17 protein-coding genes and 2 pseudogenes are annotated in these 21,287 nt (G+C 65.4%); 9 read left to right on the top strand and 10 right to left on the bottom strand.

The window, feature by feature from the left end; genetic code table 11:
• Window positions 1–13 precede the first annotated feature (13 nt).
• On the bottom strand, window positions 14–1,717 hold the full coding sequence (locus tag L1080_RS34565; protein WP_250776787.1) for a PucR family transcriptional regulator: 1,704 nt from the start codon (window positions 1,715–1,717) through the stop codon (window positions 14–16).
• Between the two features lie 91 nt (window positions 1,718–1,808).
• Window positions 1,809–2,912: an XdhC family protein gene (locus L1080_RS34560; protein ID WP_208963945.1), complete on the bottom strand. Its 1,104-nt coding sequence runs from the start codon at window positions 2,910–2,912 to the stop codon at window positions 1,809–1,811.
• A gap of 183 nt (window positions 2,913–3,095) precedes the next feature.
• Between L1080_RS34560 and L1080_RS34555 the strand changes: the two genes are divergently transcribed.
• Entirely contained in the window at window positions 3,096–4,283 is a 1,188-nt protein-coding gene (locus L1080_RS34555; protein WP_250776788.1) for a CaiB/BaiF CoA transferase family protein, read from the top strand.
• A gap of 23 nt (window positions 4,284–4,306) precedes the next feature.
• On the opposite strand, the gene L1080_RS34550 is transcribed toward L1080_RS34555, so the two are convergent.
• On the bottom strand, window positions 4,307–5,668 hold the full coding sequence (locus L1080_RS34550) for an amidase (RefSeq protein WP_250776789.1): 1,362 nt from the start codon (window positions 5,666–5,668) through the stop codon (window positions 4,307–4,309).
• A 142-nt stretch (window positions 5,669–5,810) separates the two neighbouring features.
• Here L1080_RS34550 and L1080_RS34545 point away from each other — a divergent pair, with 142 nt between their 5' ends.
• Complete coding sequence (locus L1080_RS34545; protein ID WP_250776790.1) at window positions 5,811–6,986, top strand: MFS transporter; 1,176 nt, start codon at window positions 5,811–5,813, stop codon at window positions 6,984–6,986.
• Window positions 6,987–7,955: 969 nt separating this feature from the next.
• Here L1080_RS34545 and L1080_RS34540 read toward each other — a convergent pair.
• Window positions 7,956–8,900 (bottom strand): phospholipase D family protein, encoded by a 945-nt coding sequence (locus L1080_RS34540; protein ID WP_250776791.1) that lies wholly within the window; start codon window positions 8,898–8,900, stop codon window positions 7,956–7,958.
• Window positions 8,901–9,106: 206 nt separating this feature from the next.
• Here L1080_RS34540 and L1080_RS34535 point away from each other — a divergent pair, with 206 nt between their 5' ends.
• The 5 genes from L1080_RS34535 (at window position 9,107) to L1080_RS34515 (ending at window position 12,913) form a co-directional block, all read left to right on the top strand.
• Window positions 9,107–9,334 carry a hypothetical protein gene (locus L1080_RS34535; protein ID WP_109335662.1) on the top strand — a complete coding sequence of 76 codons (228 nt, stop codon included), beginning with the start codon at window positions 9,107–9,109 and terminating at the stop codon, window positions 9,332–9,334.
• Between the two features lie 127 nt (window positions 9,335–9,461).
• Entirely contained in the window at window positions 9,462–9,632 is a 171-nt protein-coding gene (locus L1080_RS34530; protein ID WP_250776792.1) for a hypothetical protein, read from the top strand.
• 166 nt (window positions 9,633–9,798) lie between these two features.
• The gene (locus L1080_RS34525; protein ID WP_250776793.1) at window positions 9,799–10,188 is read left to right on the top strand and encodes a hypothetical protein; all 390 of its coding nucleotides are present in this window, start codon (window positions 9,799–9,801) and stop codon (window positions 10,186–10,188) included.
• On the top strand, window positions 10,185–12,116 hold the full coding sequence (locus tag L1080_RS34520; protein WP_250776794.1) for a hypothetical protein: 1,932 nt from the start codon (window positions 10,185–10,187) through the stop codon (window positions 12,114–12,116). Before L1080_RS34525 ends, L1080_RS34520 begins: the two co-directional genes overlap by 4 nt.
• The gene (locus L1080_RS34515; RefSeq protein WP_250776795.1) at window positions 12,116–12,913 is read left to right on the top strand and encodes a hypothetical protein; all 798 of its coding nucleotides are present in this window, start codon (window positions 12,116–12,118) and stop codon (window positions 12,911–12,913) included. Before L1080_RS34520 ends, L1080_RS34515 begins: the two co-directional genes overlap by 1 nt.
• A gap of 161 nt (window positions 12,914–13,074) precedes the next feature.
• Here L1080_RS34515 and L1080_RS34510 read toward each other — a convergent pair.
• Window positions 13,075–13,235, bottom strand: a pseudogene (locus tag L1080_RS34510) (double-stranded RNA binding motif domain-containing protein); the annotation flags it as partial.
• Window positions 13,236–13,448: 213 nt separating this feature from the next.
• Window positions 13,449–14,138, bottom strand: coding sequence for an RBBP9/YdeN family alpha/beta hydrolase (locus L1080_RS34505; RefSeq protein ID WP_250776796.1), 690 nt, complete (start codon window positions 14,136–14,138; stop codon window positions 13,449–13,451).
• A gap of 57 nt (window positions 14,139–14,195) precedes the next feature.
• Between L1080_RS34505 and L1080_RS34500 the strand changes: the two genes are divergently transcribed.
• Complete coding sequence (locus L1080_RS34500) at window positions 14,196–14,579, top strand: MerR family transcriptional regulator (RefSeq protein WP_250776797.1); 384 nt, start codon at window positions 14,196–14,198, stop codon at window positions 14,577–14,579.
• Between the two features lie 536 nt (window positions 14,580–15,115).
• Here the strand turns inward: L1080_RS34500 and L1080_RS34495 are convergent.
• Window positions 15,116–15,784 carry a TetR/AcrR family transcriptional regulator gene (locus tag L1080_RS34495; RefSeq protein ID WP_250776798.1) on the bottom strand — a complete coding sequence of 223 codons (669 nt, stop codon included), beginning with the start codon at window positions 15,782–15,784 and terminating at the stop codon, window positions 15,116–15,118.
• Between the two features lie 61 nt (window positions 15,785–15,845).
• On the opposite strand from L1080_RS34495, the gene L1080_RS34490 reads away from it, so the two are divergent.
• The gene (locus L1080_RS34490; RefSeq protein ID WP_250776799.1) at window positions 15,846–16,340 is read left to right on the top strand and encodes an FBP domain-containing protein; all 495 of its coding nucleotides are present in this window, start codon (window positions 15,846–15,848) and stop codon (window positions 16,338–16,340) included.
• 905 nt (window positions 16,341–17,245) lie between these two features.
• On the opposite strand, the pseudogene L1080_RS34485 reads toward L1080_RS34490, so the two are convergent.
• From L1080_RS34485 to L1080_RS34475, 3 genes and pseudogenes are all read right to left on the bottom strand, one after another.
• Window positions 17,246–17,809: pseudogene (locus L1080_RS34485) on the bottom strand (IS256 family transposase); the annotation flags it as partial.
• Between the two features lie 624 nt (window positions 17,810–18,433).
• Window positions 18,434–19,306 (bottom strand): mycofactocin-coupled SDR family oxidoreductase, encoded by an 873-nt coding sequence (locus L1080_RS34480; RefSeq protein ID WP_250776800.1) that lies wholly within the window; start codon window positions 19,304–19,306, stop codon window positions 18,434–18,436.
• A 98-nt stretch (window positions 19,307–19,404) separates the two neighbouring features.
• Window positions 19,405–21,192: a thiamine pyrophosphate-binding protein gene (locus tag L1080_RS34475; protein ID WP_250776801.1), complete on the bottom strand. Its 1,788-nt coding sequence runs from the start codon at window positions 21,190–21,192 to the stop codon at window positions 19,405–19,407.
• Between the last annotated feature and the right edge of the window lie 95 nt (window positions 21,193–21,287).

Genomic DNA, 21,287 nt, shown 5'->3' with positions numbered 1-21,287 from the left:
GAAATTGGCAACTTTAGGAATTGATGCCGCGCATCGCCATGATCTTCAGGGCAAGCGACAGGTCGAGGCGCAATTCGGGGTGATCGGTGAACGACCCGAGCATCTTCTCCAGCTTCACCACCCGGTACCGCAGGGTGTTGTAGTGAAAGTGGAGTTGACGTGCGGTTTCGGCGATGTTGATGTTGGTGGCGAGCAGCACCTCGAGGGTGCGGCGCATGTCCTGCGCCTCGGGTGTGTCGGCGGTCAGTTCGCGGAGGGTCTCGGAGGCGAACGACTCGAGCTCCCGGTCGTCCTCGACGAGGCTCAGCAGCCGGTAGACGCCGAGGTCGTCGAAATGCGTCACGGCCCAGGCGCCGGTGATCTGCCGTCCCACCTTCAGCGCGGTCCGGGCCTGGCCGTAGAGGGCCGGGATGCCGTCCACCGAGTCCGTCGGCCGGGACACCCCCACCCCGAAGGGCATGCGCCCACCGCCGCCGTCGCCGCGCACGTACGCGACCAGTTCGTGGACCAGGTTCAGCGTGTCGGTGCCGACACCCATCAGGATCACCGTCTCCGTCGCCAGTGCGGTGACGGCGGCGCCCGTGTCCCGGCCCGCGACGGCACTCGTGAATGCCCGCGCCTGGCGCTCGACGAGCGGCATCCGGGTGGGGATCGACGGCTCGTCCTCATCGACCGGATCGGGTTCGATCACCACGACGACCACGGGACGGTCCAGGTCCCAGCCGAACGTCTTGGCATGCGCGGCGACGTGCTCGTGTTCGCCGCCGCGGCCGAGCAGCAGGTCCCGCACGAAGTTCGCGCGGTGCTTCTCCTCCACCGAGGACACGACCAGTTCGCGGGCGACGACCAGGGCACACACCGCCGCCGCCTGCTCGACGAGATTCAGGTCTTCGCTGCGCAGCGGGTGCCCGGTGCTGAAGTGTACCAGCCGCCCGTGGTCGATGCCGTTGGCCGAAATCGCTGAGACGGCGAGGAACTCGTCGCCCAGCCGGTGCAGGCCGAGCCCGCCCTCGGTCGAATCGGTGCGGACCCGGCCGGTGGAGTCGAGCGCGGCACTCGACGCCAGCCGGTTCAGCTCGGACTCGTCGCCGGCCCGGCACAACTGACGTCCGTCGGGTGTCGTGATCAAGACGGCCCCGCCCAGTTCACCGTGGACGGCGACGGCGAGTTCGGCGAATCCACCGCCTGCCATTACGACGTCGACGAGCACTCTCCGCAACCGGTCGGCCTCGAACACGGCGTCGACCTGCCGGGCCGACGACTCCGCGAGCGCACCCGCCAGCGGGTGTGCCTGCGAGTACAGGTCCGCGACCACGACGACGGGAAGCCCGAGTTCGTCAGCCGCATGGGACATCTCGGCCGGCAGCGTCGCAGTGGGGTCGTCGAGCCGGACGGCCAGTCCGGAGACGCCCCGCCTGTCGAGCCGGGCGAGAAACGCGTCGATCGGCTCGACCAGCCGGCCGAGAACCGCGGACGTGGTGAGCAGCAACTGTCCGGTCCGGAGCCACGGTCCGATGTCCGGCACCGCCATCACGGCGACGTTCGACACCTCACGCGAGGTGCCGGTCGCGCCGGCGACCAGGGTCGGGGAGACGAGGAGATCCGACATCAGCACGTCGGCGAACGGTTGCGGCGCAACGCCCGGACCAGGCCCGTCGCCGGTGTCGGCGGCTGCGCGGAACCCGGGAGCGGAACTACCGACGTCCCTCGTCGTCACTGCAACACCCTGCCCACCTGATCCGACACTCGCCCCGGATGGCGCGAAAGTGTGACCTTAAGTCGCGACCCGAATACCCGTCAAACGACGGTCACCTGGTGCACTCGAGCGGACGGCCGGTCCCGGCCGGCGCATCACGGTGAATCGGACCGCTCAGCTGCTGGAGCTCCCGCCCCGACGTGCCCCGGGTCGTCTTCATCATCTCGGCGAGGATCGACACCGCGGTCTCCTCCGGGGTGCGGGCACCCAGGTCGAGGCCGATCGGTGAATGCAGCCGCGCGAGCTCCGCCGCGGTGGTTCCCTGTTCCCGCAGCAGCGTGACCCGGCGTTCGTGCGTGGCCCGGCTGCCCATCGCGCCGATGTACGCGGCGTCCGACCGCAGGGCCAGCTCCAGCAGTGGGATGTCGAATTTCTCGTCGTGGGTGAGCACCGCGAGGACCGTCCGGTGGTCGACCGGCGCGGTCTCGAGGAACCGGTGCGGCCACATCACGACGACGTCGTCGGCGTCCGGGAACCGGGCGCGCGTCGCGAACACGGCGCGGGCGTCGATCACCGTGACGTGGTAGCCGGCGAATGCGCCCAGCGTGCACATGGCCGCGGCGAAGTCGATGGCCCCGAAGATGTACATCCGCGGTGGGGGCGCGAAGATCTCGACCATGCACGCCGTCTCGGACTGCAGCTGATACACCACCGACTCACCGGCGTCGAGACGGCGGCGGACATTCTCGACATCGGTCTCGGGCAGGTCGAGGTCGCCCGCGACCCCGTCCCCGGTGATCACGCAGCGCCGGGTCCGTGATCCGTCGCCGGTCTCCGTCACCACGGCGATCGACTCACCGCTGCGGATCCTGTGCGCCACGTTCGCGAAGTCCGGGAAGTCGTTGCGCCCGATGCGCTGAACGAACACCTCGATGGTGCCGCCGCACGTGAGTCCGACACCGATCGCGTCGTCGTCCGCCACGCAGAACACTTCCGTCCGGCTGCGCCCGTCGGCCAGCACATCCCCCGCCGTCTCGTACAGCGCGCTCTCGACACACCCACCGGACACACTTCCGAGCACCTCACCGGATTCCGACACGGCCATCGCCGCGCCCGGCGCCCGCGGAGACGATTTCCAGGTGCGCACCACCGTGGCGAGGGCGAAATTCTCGCCGCGGTCGAACCACGATTCCAGGCCCGTCAGGATGTCGCGCATCGTCTCGTACTCCTCGGGTGCTTCGTCGGGAACCTCACGCTAACCGGCGGCGACCGGCCGACGCGGCACACAATGCGCCGAAATCCCCAGCAGCCGCTTGTGCATTCTCGCCATCGCTATCGATCGGCGTCTCCGCAATTCTCGGACGGTCCCCCTTCCTTCACAGAGAACCGAGGATCCACCATGAATCAGTTGCTCAGCGGGATCCGGGTCCTCGACCTCACGCGGGCCCTCGCCGGTCCGCTGTGCACGGCACTGCTGTCGGATTTCGGCGCCGACATCATCAAGGTCGAGACCCGTTCCGGTGGCGACAGTTCCCGGCAGTGGCCGCCGTTCGACGGCAGCGACAGCCTGTACTTCGCCTCCGTCAACCGCGGCAAACGCTCCGTCGCGCTCGACATGCGCAGCGAGCAGGGCCGGAAACTGCTGCGCCGCATGGCCGTCGACGTGGACGTCATCGTGGAGAACTTCCGTCCCGGCGTCCTCGCCGACATGGGACTCGACCAGGAGTCGCTCGCCGAGGACAACCCCGGAGTGATCGTCATGAGTGTCAGCGGTTTCGGCCCGACCGGACCCGAGCAGTTCTCACCCGGACTCGATCAGGTGGCGCAGGGCATGTCGGGTCTGATGTCGGTGACCGGGGCCGGCGACCACACGCCGATGCGCGTCGGCGTCCCGATCATCGACACGGTGTCCGGTATCTATGCGGCGCTGGGCATCACGGCGGCGCTCGTGTCCCGGGGCAATGACGGCGCCGGTCATCACGTGCAGACGTCGCTGCTCGAATCGGCCCTGTCCATCATGTCGTTCCAGGCGCAGAACTACCTGAGCACCGGACGCGTCGCGGAGCCGAACGGAAACACGCACCCGACCATCACGCCGTACGGCACGTTCGACACCGCCGATTTCCCCATCATCATCGCGACCGGCTCGGACCGGCACTGGGTGTCGCTGTGCCAGGTTCTCGGAAACCCCGACCTCGCCGACCGGCCCGAATACCGCACCGGCCAGTCACGACTCGCGCACCGCGATCGGCTCACCAAGGAACTTCTCGAACTGCTGTCGGTGCGGCCGGCCGCCGAATGGGTCACATCGATTCGCGCGGCGGGCATCCCGTGCGGTCCCGTCCACACGATCGATCAGGCCTTCGCCGACCCGCAGGTACAGGAGCTGAAGATGGTGCAGCCGGTGGCCACACCGGACGGCGGGGAAATGCCGCTGGTCCGGGGTCCGTTCTGGGTGGACGACGAGACCCTGCCGATCCGGAATGCGCCGCCGATGGTGCTGGGGCAGGACACGGCCGAGGTACTCGGTGAATTCGGGCTGAGTGACGAAGACATCGAGGGCCTCCGGCGAGACCGGGTGATCTGACGCGGGCGTCGGCCGTGGTCGCCTCACAACCGGGCGGCCACGGCCAACGCCACGTGCTCGCACCACAGCCGCGCGACGACCTGCACGCCGATCGGCAAACCGGACCGGGTGCTTCCCACCGGAACGACGACGGACGGCAGACCCGTCACGCTGATCGCGCGGCAACTCGCCAGGGCCTGAGACCACGTGAGCGACTGTCCACCGACGTCGAACACTTCGTCGCCGAGCGGCGGCGCCGGGATCGAGGCGACGGGAAGGACGAGGACGTCGCCCATCTCGCCGAGCAATCGGTGCACGAGTTCCGCTCGCTGCGCCCACAGTCGCTCGACCAGGCGCCGGTCCACGTCCCGCGCGTCGGCGAGCATCGTGGCGATGTTCGTTCCGAAGTCGGTACCGAGTTCGGTGATGTCGGTGTGGGTTTCGACCGCACGCAACCTGCCGAACAGATCGTTGCCCTCCGACAGCGCCCCGCCCTCGTACGGGCGGGCACCGAGCCTGCCGGCGGCGCCGGCGACGGCCGCGACAATCTCCGTGTCCACCGGGACGGTCCCGTCACCGGGCGCCCAGGTGATGTCGAGACGTGAGAGGTCCACCGACTCCGGATCCGTCCACGGGAACCGGGGGGACGAGAGCACCCGCAGCACCAGGGCCGCGTCGTCCAGCGTCCGCGCCATCGGGCCGATCGTCTGCAACGTGCCGTGCATGGTCGCAGGATTGGTCAACAGGTGATCACCCGACGGGACGCCGGGATACTGTCCGTCGGGGTCCACCCGGCCGATCGTCGGGCGCACCGAGCGCAGCCCCGTGCAGTGGGCGGGCCAGCGCACCGAGCCGCCGAAGTCGGTGCCGAGACCGACCACGCTCATCCCGGACGCGATCGCCGCCGCTTCGCCGCCGCTCGACCCACCGGGTGAGCGGGGAACACCGTCGGGTCGGAGGGGATTCACCGTGTACCCGAAGAGATCGTTGTGCGTCAGGCCGCTCGCCCCGAACTCCGGGGTGTTCGTCTTCCCGACGAGAATCGCGCCGGCCGCCCTCATCGCGGCCACCGCGGGCGCGTCGACAGAAGGCACGTTGTGCTCGAGCGCGCGCGATCCCGCCGTCGTCCGGACACCCGCGGTCGCGATCAGATCCTTCACGGTGAACGGGACGCCGGCCAGCGGACCGACGACCTCCCCTCGGCCGATTCGGGTATCGAGGTCGTCGGCGGCCCGGATCGCCTGCTCCTCGGCGACGGTGACGACGGCGTTCAGTTCCGGGTTCCGGGCCTTGATGTGCGCCAGGTGGTCGTCGAGCACCTGACTCGCGGACACCTCCCGGTTCATCACCGCGCGGGCGATCGTCTGCGCGTCCGAGCCGACCCAGCTGCCGTCGTTACCCCACACATGTCCTCCTCGGCTCGTGCTCAGGGGTCGACGCTAGACATCCCCGAACCCGCCGCACACGGCCAGTGTGCACAGGAATCCGTGGCCCGAGCTGTGAAGAGTTGATACTTCGCCGCGCTACGGGCTCTGGGAGGATCAGGTGATGCTCTCGCCCTGGGTCCGCCTCGCCGCCGCGCTGTTCGCGGTCAGCTGGGGTGCCAACCAGTTCGCCCCGATGCAGCTCGTCTACCGGGAACATCTCGGTCTCGGAAACGGCGCCTTCACCGCGATGCTCGCGTCGTACGTCGTCGGGCTCGTACCCGCCCTACTGTACTTCGGTCGCGTGTCCGACCGGTTCGGCCGGCGCGCGGTGATCCGCCCGATGATCCCCGTGGGCATCGTCTCTTCGCTCGTGCTCATCGCCGGCGCCGCCGTCCCCGACCTGCTCTATCTGGGCCGGGTTCTGGCCGGACTCGCTTCCGGCATGGCGTTCGGCGCCGGCACCGCCTGGATGAAGGAACTCAGCTCCACCGCGCCCGCCGGGGCGGGTGCACGCCGCGCCGCCGTGTCGTTGTCCGCGGGATTCGGCTGCGGGGCCCTCTTCGCCGGCGTGATCGCGCAGTGGCTCCCCGCACCCGAACTGCTCCCGTACCTGGTGCACATCGCGTTGATGGTCGGCGCCCTGGTGCTGGTGTGGGCGGTGCCCGACGTGCGGGTCCGGGCGACCGACCTCATCGCCAAACCCCTGTCGGTGCTGGCGACACCCCAGTTCCGGTGGGGCATCGCCCCCTGGGCGCCGTGGGTGTTCGGTGTAGCGACCGTGTCGTTCGCGACCCTTCCACCGCTCGTCTCCGAGTCGCTGCGCTCCACGTCGGTGGCGTTCACCGGGCTCGTCGCGGCGCTGACCCTGATCACCGGGGCGGTGATCCAGCCGTGGGCCAAACGGTGGTCGCAGTTGGACGACGCCGCCGCCGGGATCCGGGTCGGTATCGCCCTCGGAGTGCTGGGCTTCGCCGCCGCGACCGTCGTCGCATACACCGGCGGTGCGCTGTCCGTCGCCGCGATCGTCGTCGCGGCGTTCCTCCTCGGATCTTGCTACGGCATCCTGCTCGGTTCCGGTCTCGCGTCTGTCGAAAAGCTGGCACCGGCAGACGAACTCGCGCAGACCGTCGCGGTGTTCTACTGCCTGATCTACATCGGCTTCGCCGTCCCGTTCGTCATCTCACTCCTCGCTCCGCACCTCGGCTACGCAACCTGCTTCGTGGGGGCGGCACTGCTGATGCTGCTGTGCGTGGCAGTGGGCCGGAAAGTGAAGGACCGGCAACTCACCCACACGTGAGCGAGTTACCGTTTGGTCGCGCCGCACACGGGCACCAGCGGCTCACTGTGCGGCCGTGGCGCACCGACCCGCGACCGCACCGGGAGCGGCGGCCACGGCCAGTGCTGGCCGAGGCGGCCCCGCGCACGCAGAAGTCGAGGCCGCGCACGAGACCGAAGATCAGGCGCTCGATCAGCGACAGGCGGCGCCGTGTCAACTATTGCGGTCGTCAACAAGACTGCCCACATCCGCATTTGGAACCGCGCTGCTGGTGGTAACCGGGTTTGGCAATTCCACATCTGGACGACGAAAACCTGCGCTGCCGTATCCAATCCGCCATCGCCGCAAGCGAACACCCACACCCCGCACGATGCAGCAACGTACATCCGTCGAGCTGTAGCGCGGTCTCCTCGGAGGTGTCTAATGACCTGACGCTCGCCACACGCCGCCCACGATCCCGAAGTGGGTGGTGACGGCGTTCAGTTGCTGAGCGGTTGGTGATTGAATGTCGTGCCGCCCTCGTGGGGGAGGACAAAATTTTCATCACAGTGACGTGGGTGCCCAAGCGGCCCCGGGTTCCCAAACTTCTCCGCCTGAACCGGATGGCGTGCCGCAGAGTGGCATCGTCATCAAGCGAGCGCGGACGCTCCGCACCGTGACGGCAAGGCGAGGATAGCTAACCACGCTACGCTAGCTAGCAACGCATTGGTTACGTGGTGGGCGTCGCACGGCGCCCGTCCTGTGGCTCATGGGTATTGACCACCCCGGCAGTCACTTCTCGTGGCGAGGTGGGTAGTGGTGGAACCGGTCGACGGCAACGACAGAGACTGTGTTCGCCGTTGAGGGAGAAAGCAGCAGCTACACGCCAGACATTGTCGAGCACGAGAGATCGCGGACGAAAACGTTGTCGAGTTCCGTGCAGACCTCGGGGCGTTCGAGGGGCGGGGCGGCTCGGTAATGGTGCGCAGCTCATTTCGTGGCCGTGTCCGCTCAGAGTTCCCACAGTGTGAGCAGCGCGGTCCGGAGGCTGGGTGAGCGGACGTAGTGATCGGTCCGCAGCCGTGACCCAGGGTGCCCGAGGTCGGTCAGCGCCTTCTCGGCGTCAGTGAGAGGCACGGGTGGCAGGTCGGTGCGGGTGCGCAGGAAGAACAACACCGCACCGCCCGACCGCGGGATCCGCATCGGATCGGAGATCACCACGGCCGGCGGGTGGATCCACTCGTCACCGGCGGAGACGAAGACAATCACGTCACCGCGCCGAAGGGTGCCGCGTGTGTCGAGGCGGAGCGACTCGAGCTGGTACTTCACCACCGGCCCGCCCACCGTCGAATGCCGGCCCCGCTGGGTGTCGAGGACCTGTTGTTCGGTGTCGGTGGGTTCGTAATCGACGGCGTGTTTGACGAACATCCGGCCCACCGGTGTGGGCAGGAAATCTGTTTCGGTGCGAACGCGGCCGGTGACCCCGGGCAGTGGGACGGCGCGGCCGATCTCCCACTCGAGGATCGCGTCGTCGAGAAACACCTGATCGACCTCGGTGATCTCGTCGAGGCCGTCGATGAACGTGCGGACACCGGCGACGATCTCGGGATCATCGGTAATGACCACAGCGTCATCGGCGAGGGTGGAATTCTCGGAAGCGTTGGCCGACCCGATCACCGCCCGGGTATCGGTGGCGATCACCTTCGCGTGCAGGGTCGGCGACGACAGCACCCGCACCCCCCGCTCGACGTAATAGGTGAGGGCGACGGGGGAGGTGGCGTGCGCCCGGATAGCGGCCTTGGACGCATTGACGACCAACAGGTCCCCCGCGCGCAGCGGGAGCAGCTCGGGTGCGTCCTGCCCGAGGTAGCCGATCGCGGCGTACCGGGCGCCCCGGGTGCGGATGGCGCGGGTTATATGCGGCCACGGGCTCGGCCCGTGAAAGGTGGTCCCCATACCGACAGACGGTAACCGCCCGTCTTGCCGGGTGTGACGCTCTCCCTACACCGGTCAACGGTGGCGCGCCTGACGGGCCGACTACGGTCACCCGAAGTGTAGAAATCCGGCCTAATTTCAGTTGAGGGAAAATGTGTCGGCACCGGCCACAACTCGGTCCAGCGCTCTTACGCTGTGAGCACCACGACATCAGTGAGAGAAGGATCATGAGTTACGAAGCGATCTACGACGGGGTCCGCTATCCGCTCGCCGACGCGGCCGCCGCGCACGGCCTCGAGGATGCTGTCAGGGGCATCTTCGAGAACAACGGCAACGGCGGATTCGTCGGTTTTGTCAGCCAAAACTCGACGGTACGTTTGCTGATTACACCGGCGACTCCGATTGCGATTCGCGGCAGCGACGAGCCGAACCCGAGCATCGTCTACCGCTGGTAACCCCATTCAGAGCCGATACACCCACGCACCGCGACGGTACCCCCGTCCTCACCGATCGAGGTGTCACAACACTTTCCGCAACGGTCCACCGGTCAGCAGAAGGAGGATAGGGTGCCCAGCCTCATCTTTGGGCGGCGTCACCTACGGCATCAGCCCCACCAGATTCGAGGCCACCCGTGAACTGCTCTCCCGCTTCGCCGAGGGACACACCATAGGAGTGGCCATGTCCCTCACCCACGGCGGCGCTCGACACCACCTGTACATCACGCCCGGGGTGCCCATCACGCTGGTGGAGTGACGAGTCTGGCCGATCATCGACTCCGGTTTCGCGAGAAGGTGCGTGGTCCACGGACTGTGCGTGACTTCGCGTCTCGGATCCCTGCCCCACCGTACCGATACTGCGCGCATATATGCATGCAGGTTCGCGCGCGTAGATACATGCAAGAAGGCACGTAGTGGGTAGGATGACTGAAACCGAAGTAACACGGGCGGAGACGAGTGGGGTGGGTATGGCGAAGGTGGGAAACACTGGGGGCGGCGCCCGCCGCGCGAGCGGGGGTGGGCGCGGCGGTGCCGCTCGGTCGGCGAAGCGCGGTCCCGATGAGGGGGGCGTCTCGGGGTCGGGGACGCCGAGTCCGGAGCTGACGGCGAAGCTGGAGCCGCGGAAGGGGCCGACGAAAGTTCCGCTCAACACCCGGGTACTGGTCTCGACGGAGGCTCGGTTGAACTGGCTGGTGAACCACCGTCAATCTACGGTGACCAACGTCGTGGACGTTGCTCTGCAGGAATTCTTCGACCGCTACAGTGTCCCACCGGCCGATCTCGACGGCCGGATCGCTGAGCAGGAGTCATGAGCTCCCCGTGGGAGCAAATCCCCCTCTTCACACTGCCCGACACCGCGCCGGCGACGCCCCCCGAATCCGCCGAGAAAGACGGTTCCCCCAACGCCACCGATTCGGCGGGTGTAACCGATGAGTCGGGCTGGGAACCCACCGTTGCCACGCACCCTGAATTACACGAGCAGGGGGACGCTGACTCGCACGAGCAGGGGGACGCTGAGTCGGACGAGCAGGGGAACGTTGCCGAAACTCCCACGGACCCCGAATCTCCCGAGCCGGCCAGCGCCGACGCGGACAGCAACGTGGCCGGGAGCGGCGCGGTCGTACCGCCGGTGTGGGAGGCGCTGCCGGCGGGGGAGGCCGCGGACGGGCATGCGTTGATCGTGACCGCCGCCGGGACGTACACCCCTTCGGGAAAGGAGTTGACCGGTCCGGTCGATTGCCTCGAGAAGCTGGACAAGCTGATTCGCTGGGCCTCGTTGACCCCGTTGGGTGCACCCGCACAGATCTGGGTCGTCGGGTTGGCGGCGTGTGAGCTACTCGGGTGGGTCATCGATCCGGGCAGTGAGGACGACGTCGACGACATGGAAGCGTTGCGGACCCGCGCCGCATCCGAGTTGACCGCGACCCTGCATGCCACCCTGCCACCGTTGCTCGATGCGGGGTGGGAGCTGCGCGGCGAACCGGGTCATGTGGTGCATTTGTCCCGCACGATCGGGAACTTCACCTCGATGGTCGATGTGGTGATCGAACCGTATGTGTGGACCTATTGGAACAAGGACTTCGGCTGGCACAACCGGGTCGGCGATATGGGTGTCCTCGGATCACCGGCCGCCGGCACCTATCTCCCGGACGACGACCTACCGGCCGCGCGGGAGCTGGGCCGCCGGCTGGCATGGTGCGCACAGCATCTCGGGGTGCTCCCCGGGCCGACACCGGCCCGCACCGGCGCCGCGATCCTCGACAAGATCAAACGCGAACGCACCCGCAGCGGTAAGGGCATCGTGGTGACCACCGCCGGACCGGTGCCGCCGCTCGATGGCGCCCCGCGCGGGGACCTCGAGCCCGCGGTCGGCTGGACCCGGGTACCCGAAACAAGTGACCTCGAGGATGCGTGCCGGTTGGTGTCGATCGACCAACGCGCCGCCTACCTCGCCTCAGCCGGCATGCTCGAACTCGGCTACGGGCAACCAAAGCACCTGACCGGTGGGGCGGCGGCCGCCGCAGCATCAGGGGAGAAGGGCGCCCCGTTCGGGTTGTGGCGGATCACGCTCCCTGCGGGGCAGACCTTGTCGCTGCCCGAGAAACTGCCTCTGCCGCATCCGCACATGCTCGCCGATCAGCCGGTGCAGACCTGGGTCACCTCGGTCAGCATCGACGGACTGTGCGCACCGGTAGCCGACGGCGGTATCGGTGCCGATCTCGACGATCTCGACATCACCGAGGCGTGGGTGTACCCCCAGCAGGGCCGGGTGCTGGACAAGTGGGCGAAGATCCTGCGCGAGGCCCGCAAAACGGCGGTGGACACTGCGGATGCGGCGATGAAGGGGTTCATCGGGTCCTGCTACAAGGGGTACATCGGGCGGATGGTCAACCCGGACATGTGGACCGCGACCCGGATGCAACATCACCACCAACCGTTGTGGCGGGCGTCGATCATCGCGCATTGCCGGTGGCGTGGCCGCCGCGTCGCGATGCGCATCGCCCGCGAACATCATCGTTGGCCGGTCCGCACCGTCACCGACTCCTGGGTATACCTCCTCCCCAACGGTCAAGACATTGCCGACCCGAGCGAGGCGCTGGGAAAGATGACGGTGGAAAAGGACGTGGCCCTCACCAACACCCGCCTCGCCTCCATGGCGTCGGCTGCGGATGTGCACGAGGTGAACCTGGCGATCAAGGCCGCCTTCACCGACGACGAGCTCTCTGAGGAAGACGACTGATGGCCCTGCATCTGCCGAAGCCGCGGACCAAGAAACCGGCGCAACAGGCGGTCGGCCTCGACGGCCTGAAGGTGTCCGTCGCGAATGCCGCGACCAGTGGGGTGGAGAAGTCGAAGCAGGTCAAAACCGGGGGACTGGCCGGGCTGACCAGCAAGGTCTCCGTCAAACAATTGCGGAAGGAGCTCGGCAACGAGGGTTTGCGTCAGGCGGCGATCGACGCCGGCCGCACCCCGCCGTCGGACCGCACACTGCGCCGGTGGGCGCAACAAGGCCGTATCCCGCACCCGGACGTTCTCGAGCGGGCGCAACGGCGTGCGGCGATCGAGCGCCTCGGCGGTATCGATGCCGTGGCCGCGAAGATCGGCAGGTCCCGCTCCGCGGTGTCCCGGTACCGCTCCGGGGAGACCAACGAGTTACGCGCCGACGCCAGCAAAAAACTCAAGAACGTGCGGGCCGAGGACATCATGAAACGGGCCGGGGTGTTGCGGCCCGATGGAACACCGAAGACCGCGGTCATCCGCGTCAAGGGTGGTGTGATGGTCCGCAACGGCGCCGACGAAGGTTACGACTACCGGGTCCGCACCCTGGATTTCGCGAACTCCGACACCCCGTTTAGCCCCGATGAGTCGCGCGAACTCGCCGCCGCCCTCGCCAACGACGATCACGCCCGCGTTGTCGCCTTGCTCGAGCGGCACGCCACCCTCGACTACCCGGAGAACAAGGGCTTCGACAGATACAGCGACCAATTCGGATTCCACTTCGACCACATCGACTCCGTCCACATCGACTGGATCTGATTTCAGACGGACCGAACCGCGGGCGGACAAGGTTTCGGAAGGTCAGCGTCGCGGAATCGGTGCTATCGCAGAGTGCTGCTATCTCATCTAGCGCTCCTCGCAATGCCGGAGGCTCGGTGGGATCGGATAGCAGGAACCCCTTCGGCAGGCACCTGTCGTCTTCAGCGCTGTCTGAAAAGTGTCTCGATGAGCGCGGTGGCCGATGCGGTCTTCGCCGCCGTTTCCGTGGTCGCGTCAGCGGTGGGCTGTGGCCGGCGAGGCGCACGGTGGCGGTGAACCGAGGTGCGTGTGCGGGTCCCTCCGTGCAGAAGTTCCACTCAGGTCATCGCCATGAGTGACGGGCGTAGGATTCCGTGCGCCCATCCCAGCCTCGGTTAAACGATGTCGCACCGATCGTCGAGTGGGACAGGATTACCGCCGTAGTGGGTGATTCACGACGTCAGGCAGCGATCCCACACGGAATGTCCACCGACTGGTGAGATGATGAGTCTCGGTACTTCGATGTCGCCCATGCAGTGGTCAGTTTCGGACATTGTCACGTGGTCGTTGCGTCGGCGATCTGAGCGCGACCGTTGACCGTCGGCCGCGGTAGAGCGGGTTGCGCGGCGAGCCGGCCGCATGCCCTCCGGTGGTGAGGTGTTGAGGAATCGGCTGGGGTACTAGCGGTCAACGCCTTCTCGAGGACCTCGGGCACTGCGGTAACCCCATTATCGGCGAGGAAGTGCCCCGCGCCTGTAACCACCTGCGGAGTTGCCATCAACTGGTTGGCCAGTCGATCGGTGTGGTCCGTCGGGACGTAGGGGTCGTCGTCGGAGCGGATCACTGTCAGTCGGCCGATGTGATTCGGAATGAAGCTAACATCGCAGCCTTCCCCGATGTACCCGTCCAGGTTCGGCAGCGCGGGGAGCCGCTCGAGGAATCCCGCGACCAGGATCAGCGAGCCTAGCCGCCACGGCCGCTGTAGAGCCGCCAGGTAGCGAAGGACGGTCAGGCATCCGAGGCTGTGAGCGATGATGATGGTGTCCTCGTCCGGAATGCCGATTTGCTGCGCGGCATTCAGCCAACTTCTCGGATCCGGTGCCTCCGGGAACGGAAGTGCTGGAATCAATGTGGGGATGCCAGCGGATTCGAGATGCTCGCCCAGCCAGCCGAACCAGTGGTCGGACGGAGTCGCGGCGTAACCGTGGATGATGATTGCGCGGGCCGTTGTTGGTTTCGTAGTCACGTTCGGGGACGCTAGTGGTTCACGCCAGTGTGAAGGTCAAGGCGACGAGGAGGAACAGTGCTCATCGGGGAGTTCGCGCACTGGACGGGAGTAAGCGCTCGGGCCCTGCGACACTACGAGGATCAGGGACTGCTCGGACCGGTCCGGGACACCAACGGGTACCGGCATTACGCTGCTTCAGACGTGACCGTCGTCGAGCAGATCCAGGCCATGATCACTGCTGGTCTGGGCACCAGTATGATTCGACGCTATCTGGACTGTGCCCGCACTGGTGTCCACGGCACGTCTCTGGAATTGTGCCCCGACTTGAGGTCCGAAATTGACCGCATCGCGGCACGCCTGACCCAGCAACAGGCTGCCCTTGCCGCTACCCGTCAACGCTTGGCCGAGTTGACGGGCACACAGCTCGCCACTGATGAACGGGCAGACACTCTCGGGTGAGTGCGTCGGGTTACTAGCGTGCCCCGCCCGGTGCGGGATCCCGTTCCGGGACGAGCGTCGACGCGGCCGGACATGCGCAGGGACGTCGATACGCCCCGGTGACGGTTCCGCTGCTCCCAGGGCTAGATACTTGCCCTTGTCACGGTCCCTGGCCACCGCAGCCGGGAAAGATGTCGGTGTGCGTACCGTCCATACGTCGCGGCGAGTTCGACGCGTAAGGACTCGGCTTTCGGTCCCCCATCAGCGTCCTGATCGCCGTTCCCATTCCTTGGAATATCGTCCAGCACCAGGGCCCCGAACGGACCAGTGCAGCTGGCATGGCAACCACACAGGGAGGGACGCTTTCCGCAGTGCCACCGACAGGCTCGGTCACGAGAGCGAAGAGACGAACGGCACGATCGCGATCACACACGCGGAGCGGGTAACGGCACCACCCAGTGCCGCGATCGCCGAGAGGACTGCCAGGGGGGCATGCATTTCGCGGACAAGTATTGCGCGCCCTCTCGCTGCCTCGTTTCTCTCGGTCTTCGACATTGTCATTTCGCCTCGGCCGCAGAATCGGACATGGTAGGTGGGGTACCGGCGAGGATCTCTGCACGCGCTGCAACGACCGCGTCGTCGTGTGCGGACTGTGTATCCGCATTGGGGCCCAGTGCGAGGTATTCCAGGAGAAGTCCACGATGCACCGCAACGATCCGGGCAGCGATCGACCGAGCTGCCCGAGGCGGTGCCCCCGCTCTCTCGATCGCATCGGCCATCGGGGTAAGCCACTCGTCCACGGCGGGCCGGAGAAAGCTCTCACGCAACCCTGGATCTCGCGCTGCTGTTGAATAGATTTCGAAGAACAGAGCAATTCGACGTCGCCCGGAAGGAGCCGAAGCCTCCGTCCATGCCAGGTTTAATCCTTCGGCAATGACGTCCGCAACTGCTTCAGGTTTCGATCGCTGCTCCGACTCCGCTGCGAGGCACCGGATTCGGGAAATCAACTCGCGCGACATGTCCAGGTAGGACGCACGCACCCTGGCCACCACAGCTTCGATCAACAGCTCACGGCTACCGAAATGGTGAAGAAGATTGCGAGTTGACGTTCCGAGATCTTCAGCGAGTGGGCGCAGCGTCAGGTCGAACAAGCCGTGCTCCTCGGCATATGCAGTACATCCGTCGAGCAACTCTCGGTACCTGGCGGCATCCTTGTATCGACCCATGCCGGTAATTTTATACTACGATCGGTTCATGAATCGTTCGTAGTGTAAAAAGGGGATTGACATGCACGGCCTGACGAAGAAGGAGATCCTTCGCTCCTTCGTCAACAGCTCCCAGAGCCGAATCAAGACAGTGGCCTTTCCTCCGAGCTTCGATGAGGCAGAGTGGGAGGAGTTGGACTTCTACGGATGGGTCGATCCACGCTCCCCTCAACGGGCGTATCTGGTCACCACGCACGCGTCCGGAGTGATTGGCATCGAACTCCGGAGGGCGAACTCCGAGGGTGCTCGTCCGCGCAGCGCCATGTGCAACCTCTGCCACGCAGTACATCGTCACGGCGGGACTGCTCTTTTCACCGCGCGTAAGGCCGGCGCGTCGGGAAAGGCAGGTAACAGCATAGGCACCTACCTGTGCACCGATTTCTGCTGCTCGCTCTATGCCCGGGGCCTGAAATTGTTGCCGGACAATCAACCCGAACATGCCCTCCCTACACAGACGCGTATCGCGCAGCTATGCCATCGACTCGACGGATTCGTCGCCCGCGTTCTCAATAGATAATGAATCCGGGCTCCGCACGCGTATATGGGGTGAAAGTGCTCGGCTCTCTAGACCCGGTACCCGAGCACCCAACTCCTCGCCGACCACCTCGACAAAGGTGCAGACCCACTGGCGTTCGCAAGCATCGCCGCGCCGCGACGAAACGGCCGCTGCTCACATCCATCGACCGGTGGGGCATACGCCCTTCGCCCCAACTCCGCTGCTGGCCAATCCGTCGCCGCCCTAGTCCGCGCGCACCTGACCGGGCAAGCGCCGGTACACAAGCGGCCGCCGATCAGGAGATTCACGACGCCGTCACGCGAGAACGAGCGGGTCCTGGACGTAGTTGACGTCGAGCTGGACCACAGCTAATACGAACGCGGAATCGCCGCTCGACGTGACGCCCACACCCACCTTGAGGGCGTCGCTGACATTCTCGATGGCATTGAAGGTGAAGCCGACAAGTTGCTCGCTGACCTCCTCGCCATCCTCGACAAACCTGAACTCGAAAACTGACGGTTGGTAGCCATCGTCGCATCTCCGTCACCGGTCGCGGTGGAATAGATCAGCAAGATGTAACGCCAGCCACTTAAGGAATCCGATGCAGTGCCAGAAACCGGCTCCAACAGTCAAATTCGAAAACTCAGGCTACCGACTTGGACTACCGACATTGGACGTCAGTAGCTACAAAATCAACGGTCCTTCCATCGCTCGATCTGCGAGCCTCGTCGCGAGGGCAGATTCTCAGCAATTTCGCGGGCACTTATTTTGGCTACGACACTCCGATCGGATTCGGATTCGGTTCGTACGCCATCCTCCTGCGCGTGACCATTCTTCGGCCGAGTCTCAGCCACCGACTCCTGTTGTCTCTGGGGTTATTAAGGGGGACTATCAGATATTCGGTGGATCTGGATCTGGCACATCGTTTAATTCTCACTCGGGGTGAGCCGGCCCTCGAACGTGATCGCGAATGCGTTCAGTGCTGGCTTCCACCTCATTGCCCATCGTGCTCTGCCCTTCCCGGTCGGGTCCAGGGCCCGGGTCGCGAGATACAGACACTTGAGAGCCGATTGGTCCGTTGGGAAGTGCACGCGTGCCCGGATTGCCCGCCGGTACCGGGCATTGAGGCTCTCGATGGCATTCGTCGAGCAGATGACTCGCCTGATCTCGACGTCGTAGTCGAGGAAGGGAATGAATTCCGTCCAGGCGTTCTGCCAGAGCCGGATGATCGCTGGATACCGCGAGCCCCACTTGCCGGTGAACTCGTCGAACTGCTCCCGCGCGGCAGCCTCGTTTGCAGCGGTATAGATCGGTCGTAGATCTCGTGACATCTCGTCCCAGTATCTGCGGGAGGCGTACCGAAACGTGTTGCGGAGCAGATGAATGACACATGTCTGGACAATCGTTCGATCCCACACCGCGGTGATCGCGTCCGGGAGGCCCTTCAGCCCGTCACACACCACAATGCACACATCGGCGACACCTCGATGCTAAACCGATTACCGGACAGTCCCGTTATTAATGGGTCTTACTGCGTTGGCAGGGTGTAGGCCATCGATAGTCGTCGTGCAAGCTTCTGGTCGCATCGGTTGGAAGAGATTATTTGCCAGACTCTTTCAATGAACATGGACTTTACTATTCCGAATTTGACGAACACGTCCACATCCGGCGGCCCTCCAAACGGTGCCCACATCTCAGCGAAGCGGAGTAGCTCCTCGGCCTCGTTCAAGCGCGTAGATGCGAACGCTCGGCGGTGTCGTCTTTCCTCGCGGACACGCCGGTAGTTGCGCACATCGGCTTCGATCGTCGCGCGATCGTTCGTCGATCGTGGCCCCGATGCCGTGACCTGGCTCCCGTTGTTCTCGCCTCGTGGTTGTCTTTGTGCAGAGTGATCGGACATTGCAGTCTGTGTTTCTACTCGGTGGGTGGGTTGCGCGCTAGGAATGAAATGCAATGCAATCGGGTCGGTTATGCCGCATCGTGGTGAACGTCTTCGTCGGTCGCTGCGGGTGGGGGAGAGTGCCGGCCAAGCGCACTTTGGTCCGGCACTCGCCCGGATGGGAATATGCAAGGGGGTCCGAGGGTCGCGAAACCTCGAATGACGAAGTGATCCCCTACTGGTTGGAGCCTTGTGCGGTGAGGTGTGGTGCCTTGAACGGTGTCATCGCACCTGCGTCGATTACATGTGCCGAACCGGTGATGTAGCGGCCTTCGTCGGACGCGAGGTAGACCACAGCGTTGCTGACGTCGATGGGGTCGAGGAATGGAATCGGAAGTGCATGCATGGCGGTGAGCGCATCGAGTGCGTCGGTCTGTGTGGCGTCGGGCTTGCCGCCGGCGAACATTCGGTTGTAGCGGGGATTGTCGATCATCAGCGTATTGACGTTGGTCGGGTTGATGGTGTTGACCCGGATGCGGTGGGGTGCCAGTTCGCCGGAGAGGGTTTTCATGAGGCCGTTCACGCCGTGTTTCGAGGCGGCGTAGTGTCCGACGTTGAGCTCGGCGGTCAACCCGGAGATCGAACTGATGAGGATGATCGCACCACCTCGCCCGTGCGAGAGCATGGAGGGAACGCTGGCCTTGATGGTTTTCCACACCCCGGTCAGGTTGACGTCGATCTGGTCCTGGAACTGCTCTTCGGTGAGTTCCCAGAGCGGTGCGGTGTCGTTGAGGGTGCCCGCGTTGGCGACGACGATGTCGATATCCCCGAGTACGGCAATGCCGTCGCGGATGGCCGTTTCGAGCGCAGTGAGGTCCCGGACGTCGGCGGTGTACGCGGCGATCTTTCCGCCGGCTGCTTCGACGAGGGCGACGGTGGCATCGAGGTCCTGCTCTGTACCCATCGGGTAGGGGACGGTGTCGATTTGATGGCAGAGGTCGATCGCGATGATGTTCGCGCCTTCCTCGGCCATTCGCACTGCGTGGGATCGGCCCTGTCCGCGGGCGGCGCCGGTGATCACTGCGGTTTTGCCTTCGAGTCGAGTCATGCTGCTTCTCCTGCGATTGGGGATCGAGATCATGTGCATGCAGCAGGCCACCGCGGAGACGAAGTTGTTGCGGTGGCCTGCTGCTTCAGATTGCGGTGTTACTGGTGTTGCTCGTTCTCGCGGTTCTCTCGGTACTCGTCTTGGCGTTCGTCGGTGATGTGGGTCAGCGGTGGGAAGTCGAGCCAGCCGGGTACGAAGGGGCTGGCGAGGTCGCGATCGGTGGGAACTTCGACCAGGACAGGTGCGTTGACGTCGAATGCCTTTTGGAACGTCGACTCCAGGTCGGCTGGTGATTCGACGCGGAAGGACTCGAGGCCGAAGGAGCTGCCCAGGTCCTTGAAACTCGGGCTGTAGGGGGATCCGTCGGGGCGGTTGAACTCGGTGCCGATGTGGCGATCGGTTGCGTTCTTCTGGCCTCCTCGAATGGAGATGTAGCCGGAGTTGTCCTGAACAACGAAGACGACCGGGATGTCGTGTTGGACAGCGACTCCAATTTCCTGGGCGGTCATGAGGAAGTCGCCGTCGCCGGTGATGCAGGCGACCTGACGGTCGGGTGCGGCGAGTTTGGCCCCGAGTGCGGCGGGCACCGGCCAACCCATCGATGAGAATCCGCCGGTCGTCAGGTGGGTTCGTGGTTCGTACACCGGGAAGGTCTGTTTGACCGCGCCCTGCGTGTTGCCGGATCCTGCGAGCACGATGCCGTCGCGGCCCATCACTTTCCGGAGGGCACCGAGTGGGCGTTGCAGGGTGAAGGGGTAGCGGTCGCTGTCGCGTCGGGTGGCGAGTTGCTCTTCCCAATCGGCCTTGCGTTCGGCGATCTCGGCTGCGTAGTCCGATCGGTCCGGGGTTGCGGAGGGGAGCTCGGCGACGATGGCGGCGACGGTCGGCTTCGCGTCGGCGACGATGCCTACTTCGGCGGGATAGATTTTGCCGATCTCGTGGGGATCGATGTCGATGTGAATGAGCTTGGCCGGTGGGAAGGAGAACGACCTTCCGCGGGAGTAGCTCGAGGCCGACCAGTCGGTGAATCGGCAGCCGATGGAGATGACGACGTCTGCGTTGGCGGTCAGGTAGTTGCCGTGGATTGTTCCGGTCTGTCCGACACTTCCGATGAACAATTCGTGATCTTCGGGGAACGCGCTCTTTCCGTTCCAGGTGGTCGCGACCGGGATGCGCTGGGCTTCTGCGAGGGCGAGGACCTCGTCGGTGGCGTTGGCACTGATGGTGCCGCCGCCGACGACGATCACCGGCCGCGAGGCGCCGGCGAGCAGTGTGGCGGCGCGGCTGACTGCGTCGGGGTCGGGGTACTGCAGACCGACCGGCAGGCGGCGTTCGAGATCGTGGAAGGACACCTCGGCTGTTTCGGCGTGCAGGTCCCAGGGAATTTCGATGTGGGCCGGACCCCGGCGGCCGGTCAGCATGGCGCTGAAGGCGCGGTGCATGATGAACGGCAGGTCTTCGATGGTGTTGGCTACCCAGCTGCGCTTGGAAACCGCCTCGGCGACCTGGGGGAAGCCGTTGTCCTTCTGTCGGTCCAGCTCTTGTAGTACGCCGCGGCCGCGCATGTGCCGTGGTGGGCCTCCGGTGATGACCAGGACACTGGTGGAGTCGCTGTAGGCAGTCGCGAGACCGAGGACCGTGTTGGATGCGCCGGCGCCGATCGAGGTCACTGCGGCCATCGGCTTGCCCGAGACACGGTAGTAGCCGTCGGCCAAGTGCACGGCGCTCTGCTCGTGATAGGTCTGAATGAACGGAATCTTCGATTCCTCGTCCAAGAAGGCATCCATCAGGCCCCAGATGCCGTGCCCGGGTATGCCCGCGACATACGGGACTCCGTATTGCTTCAAGATGCGGGCAACGACCTGCCCTCCATTGAGCGTAGGCATCGATCTCCCCTTCTGACTATTTCTGAACGGACCGCAGTGATCGCGGAGTGGTGTGATGGCGTTCACAGCTCAGTGTGCCAACCTCGAGCGGCGGC

The organism is Rhodococcus sp. MSC1_016, from assembly GCF_023667485.2.
Lineage (GTDB): Bacteria > Actinomycetota > Actinomycetes > Mycobacteriales > Mycobacteriaceae > Rhodococcus_F > Rhodococcus_F oxybenzonivorans.
The sequence above is the reverse complement of the archived record's forward strand: the minus strand, read 5'-3'. Positions and strand labels throughout refer to the sequence as shown.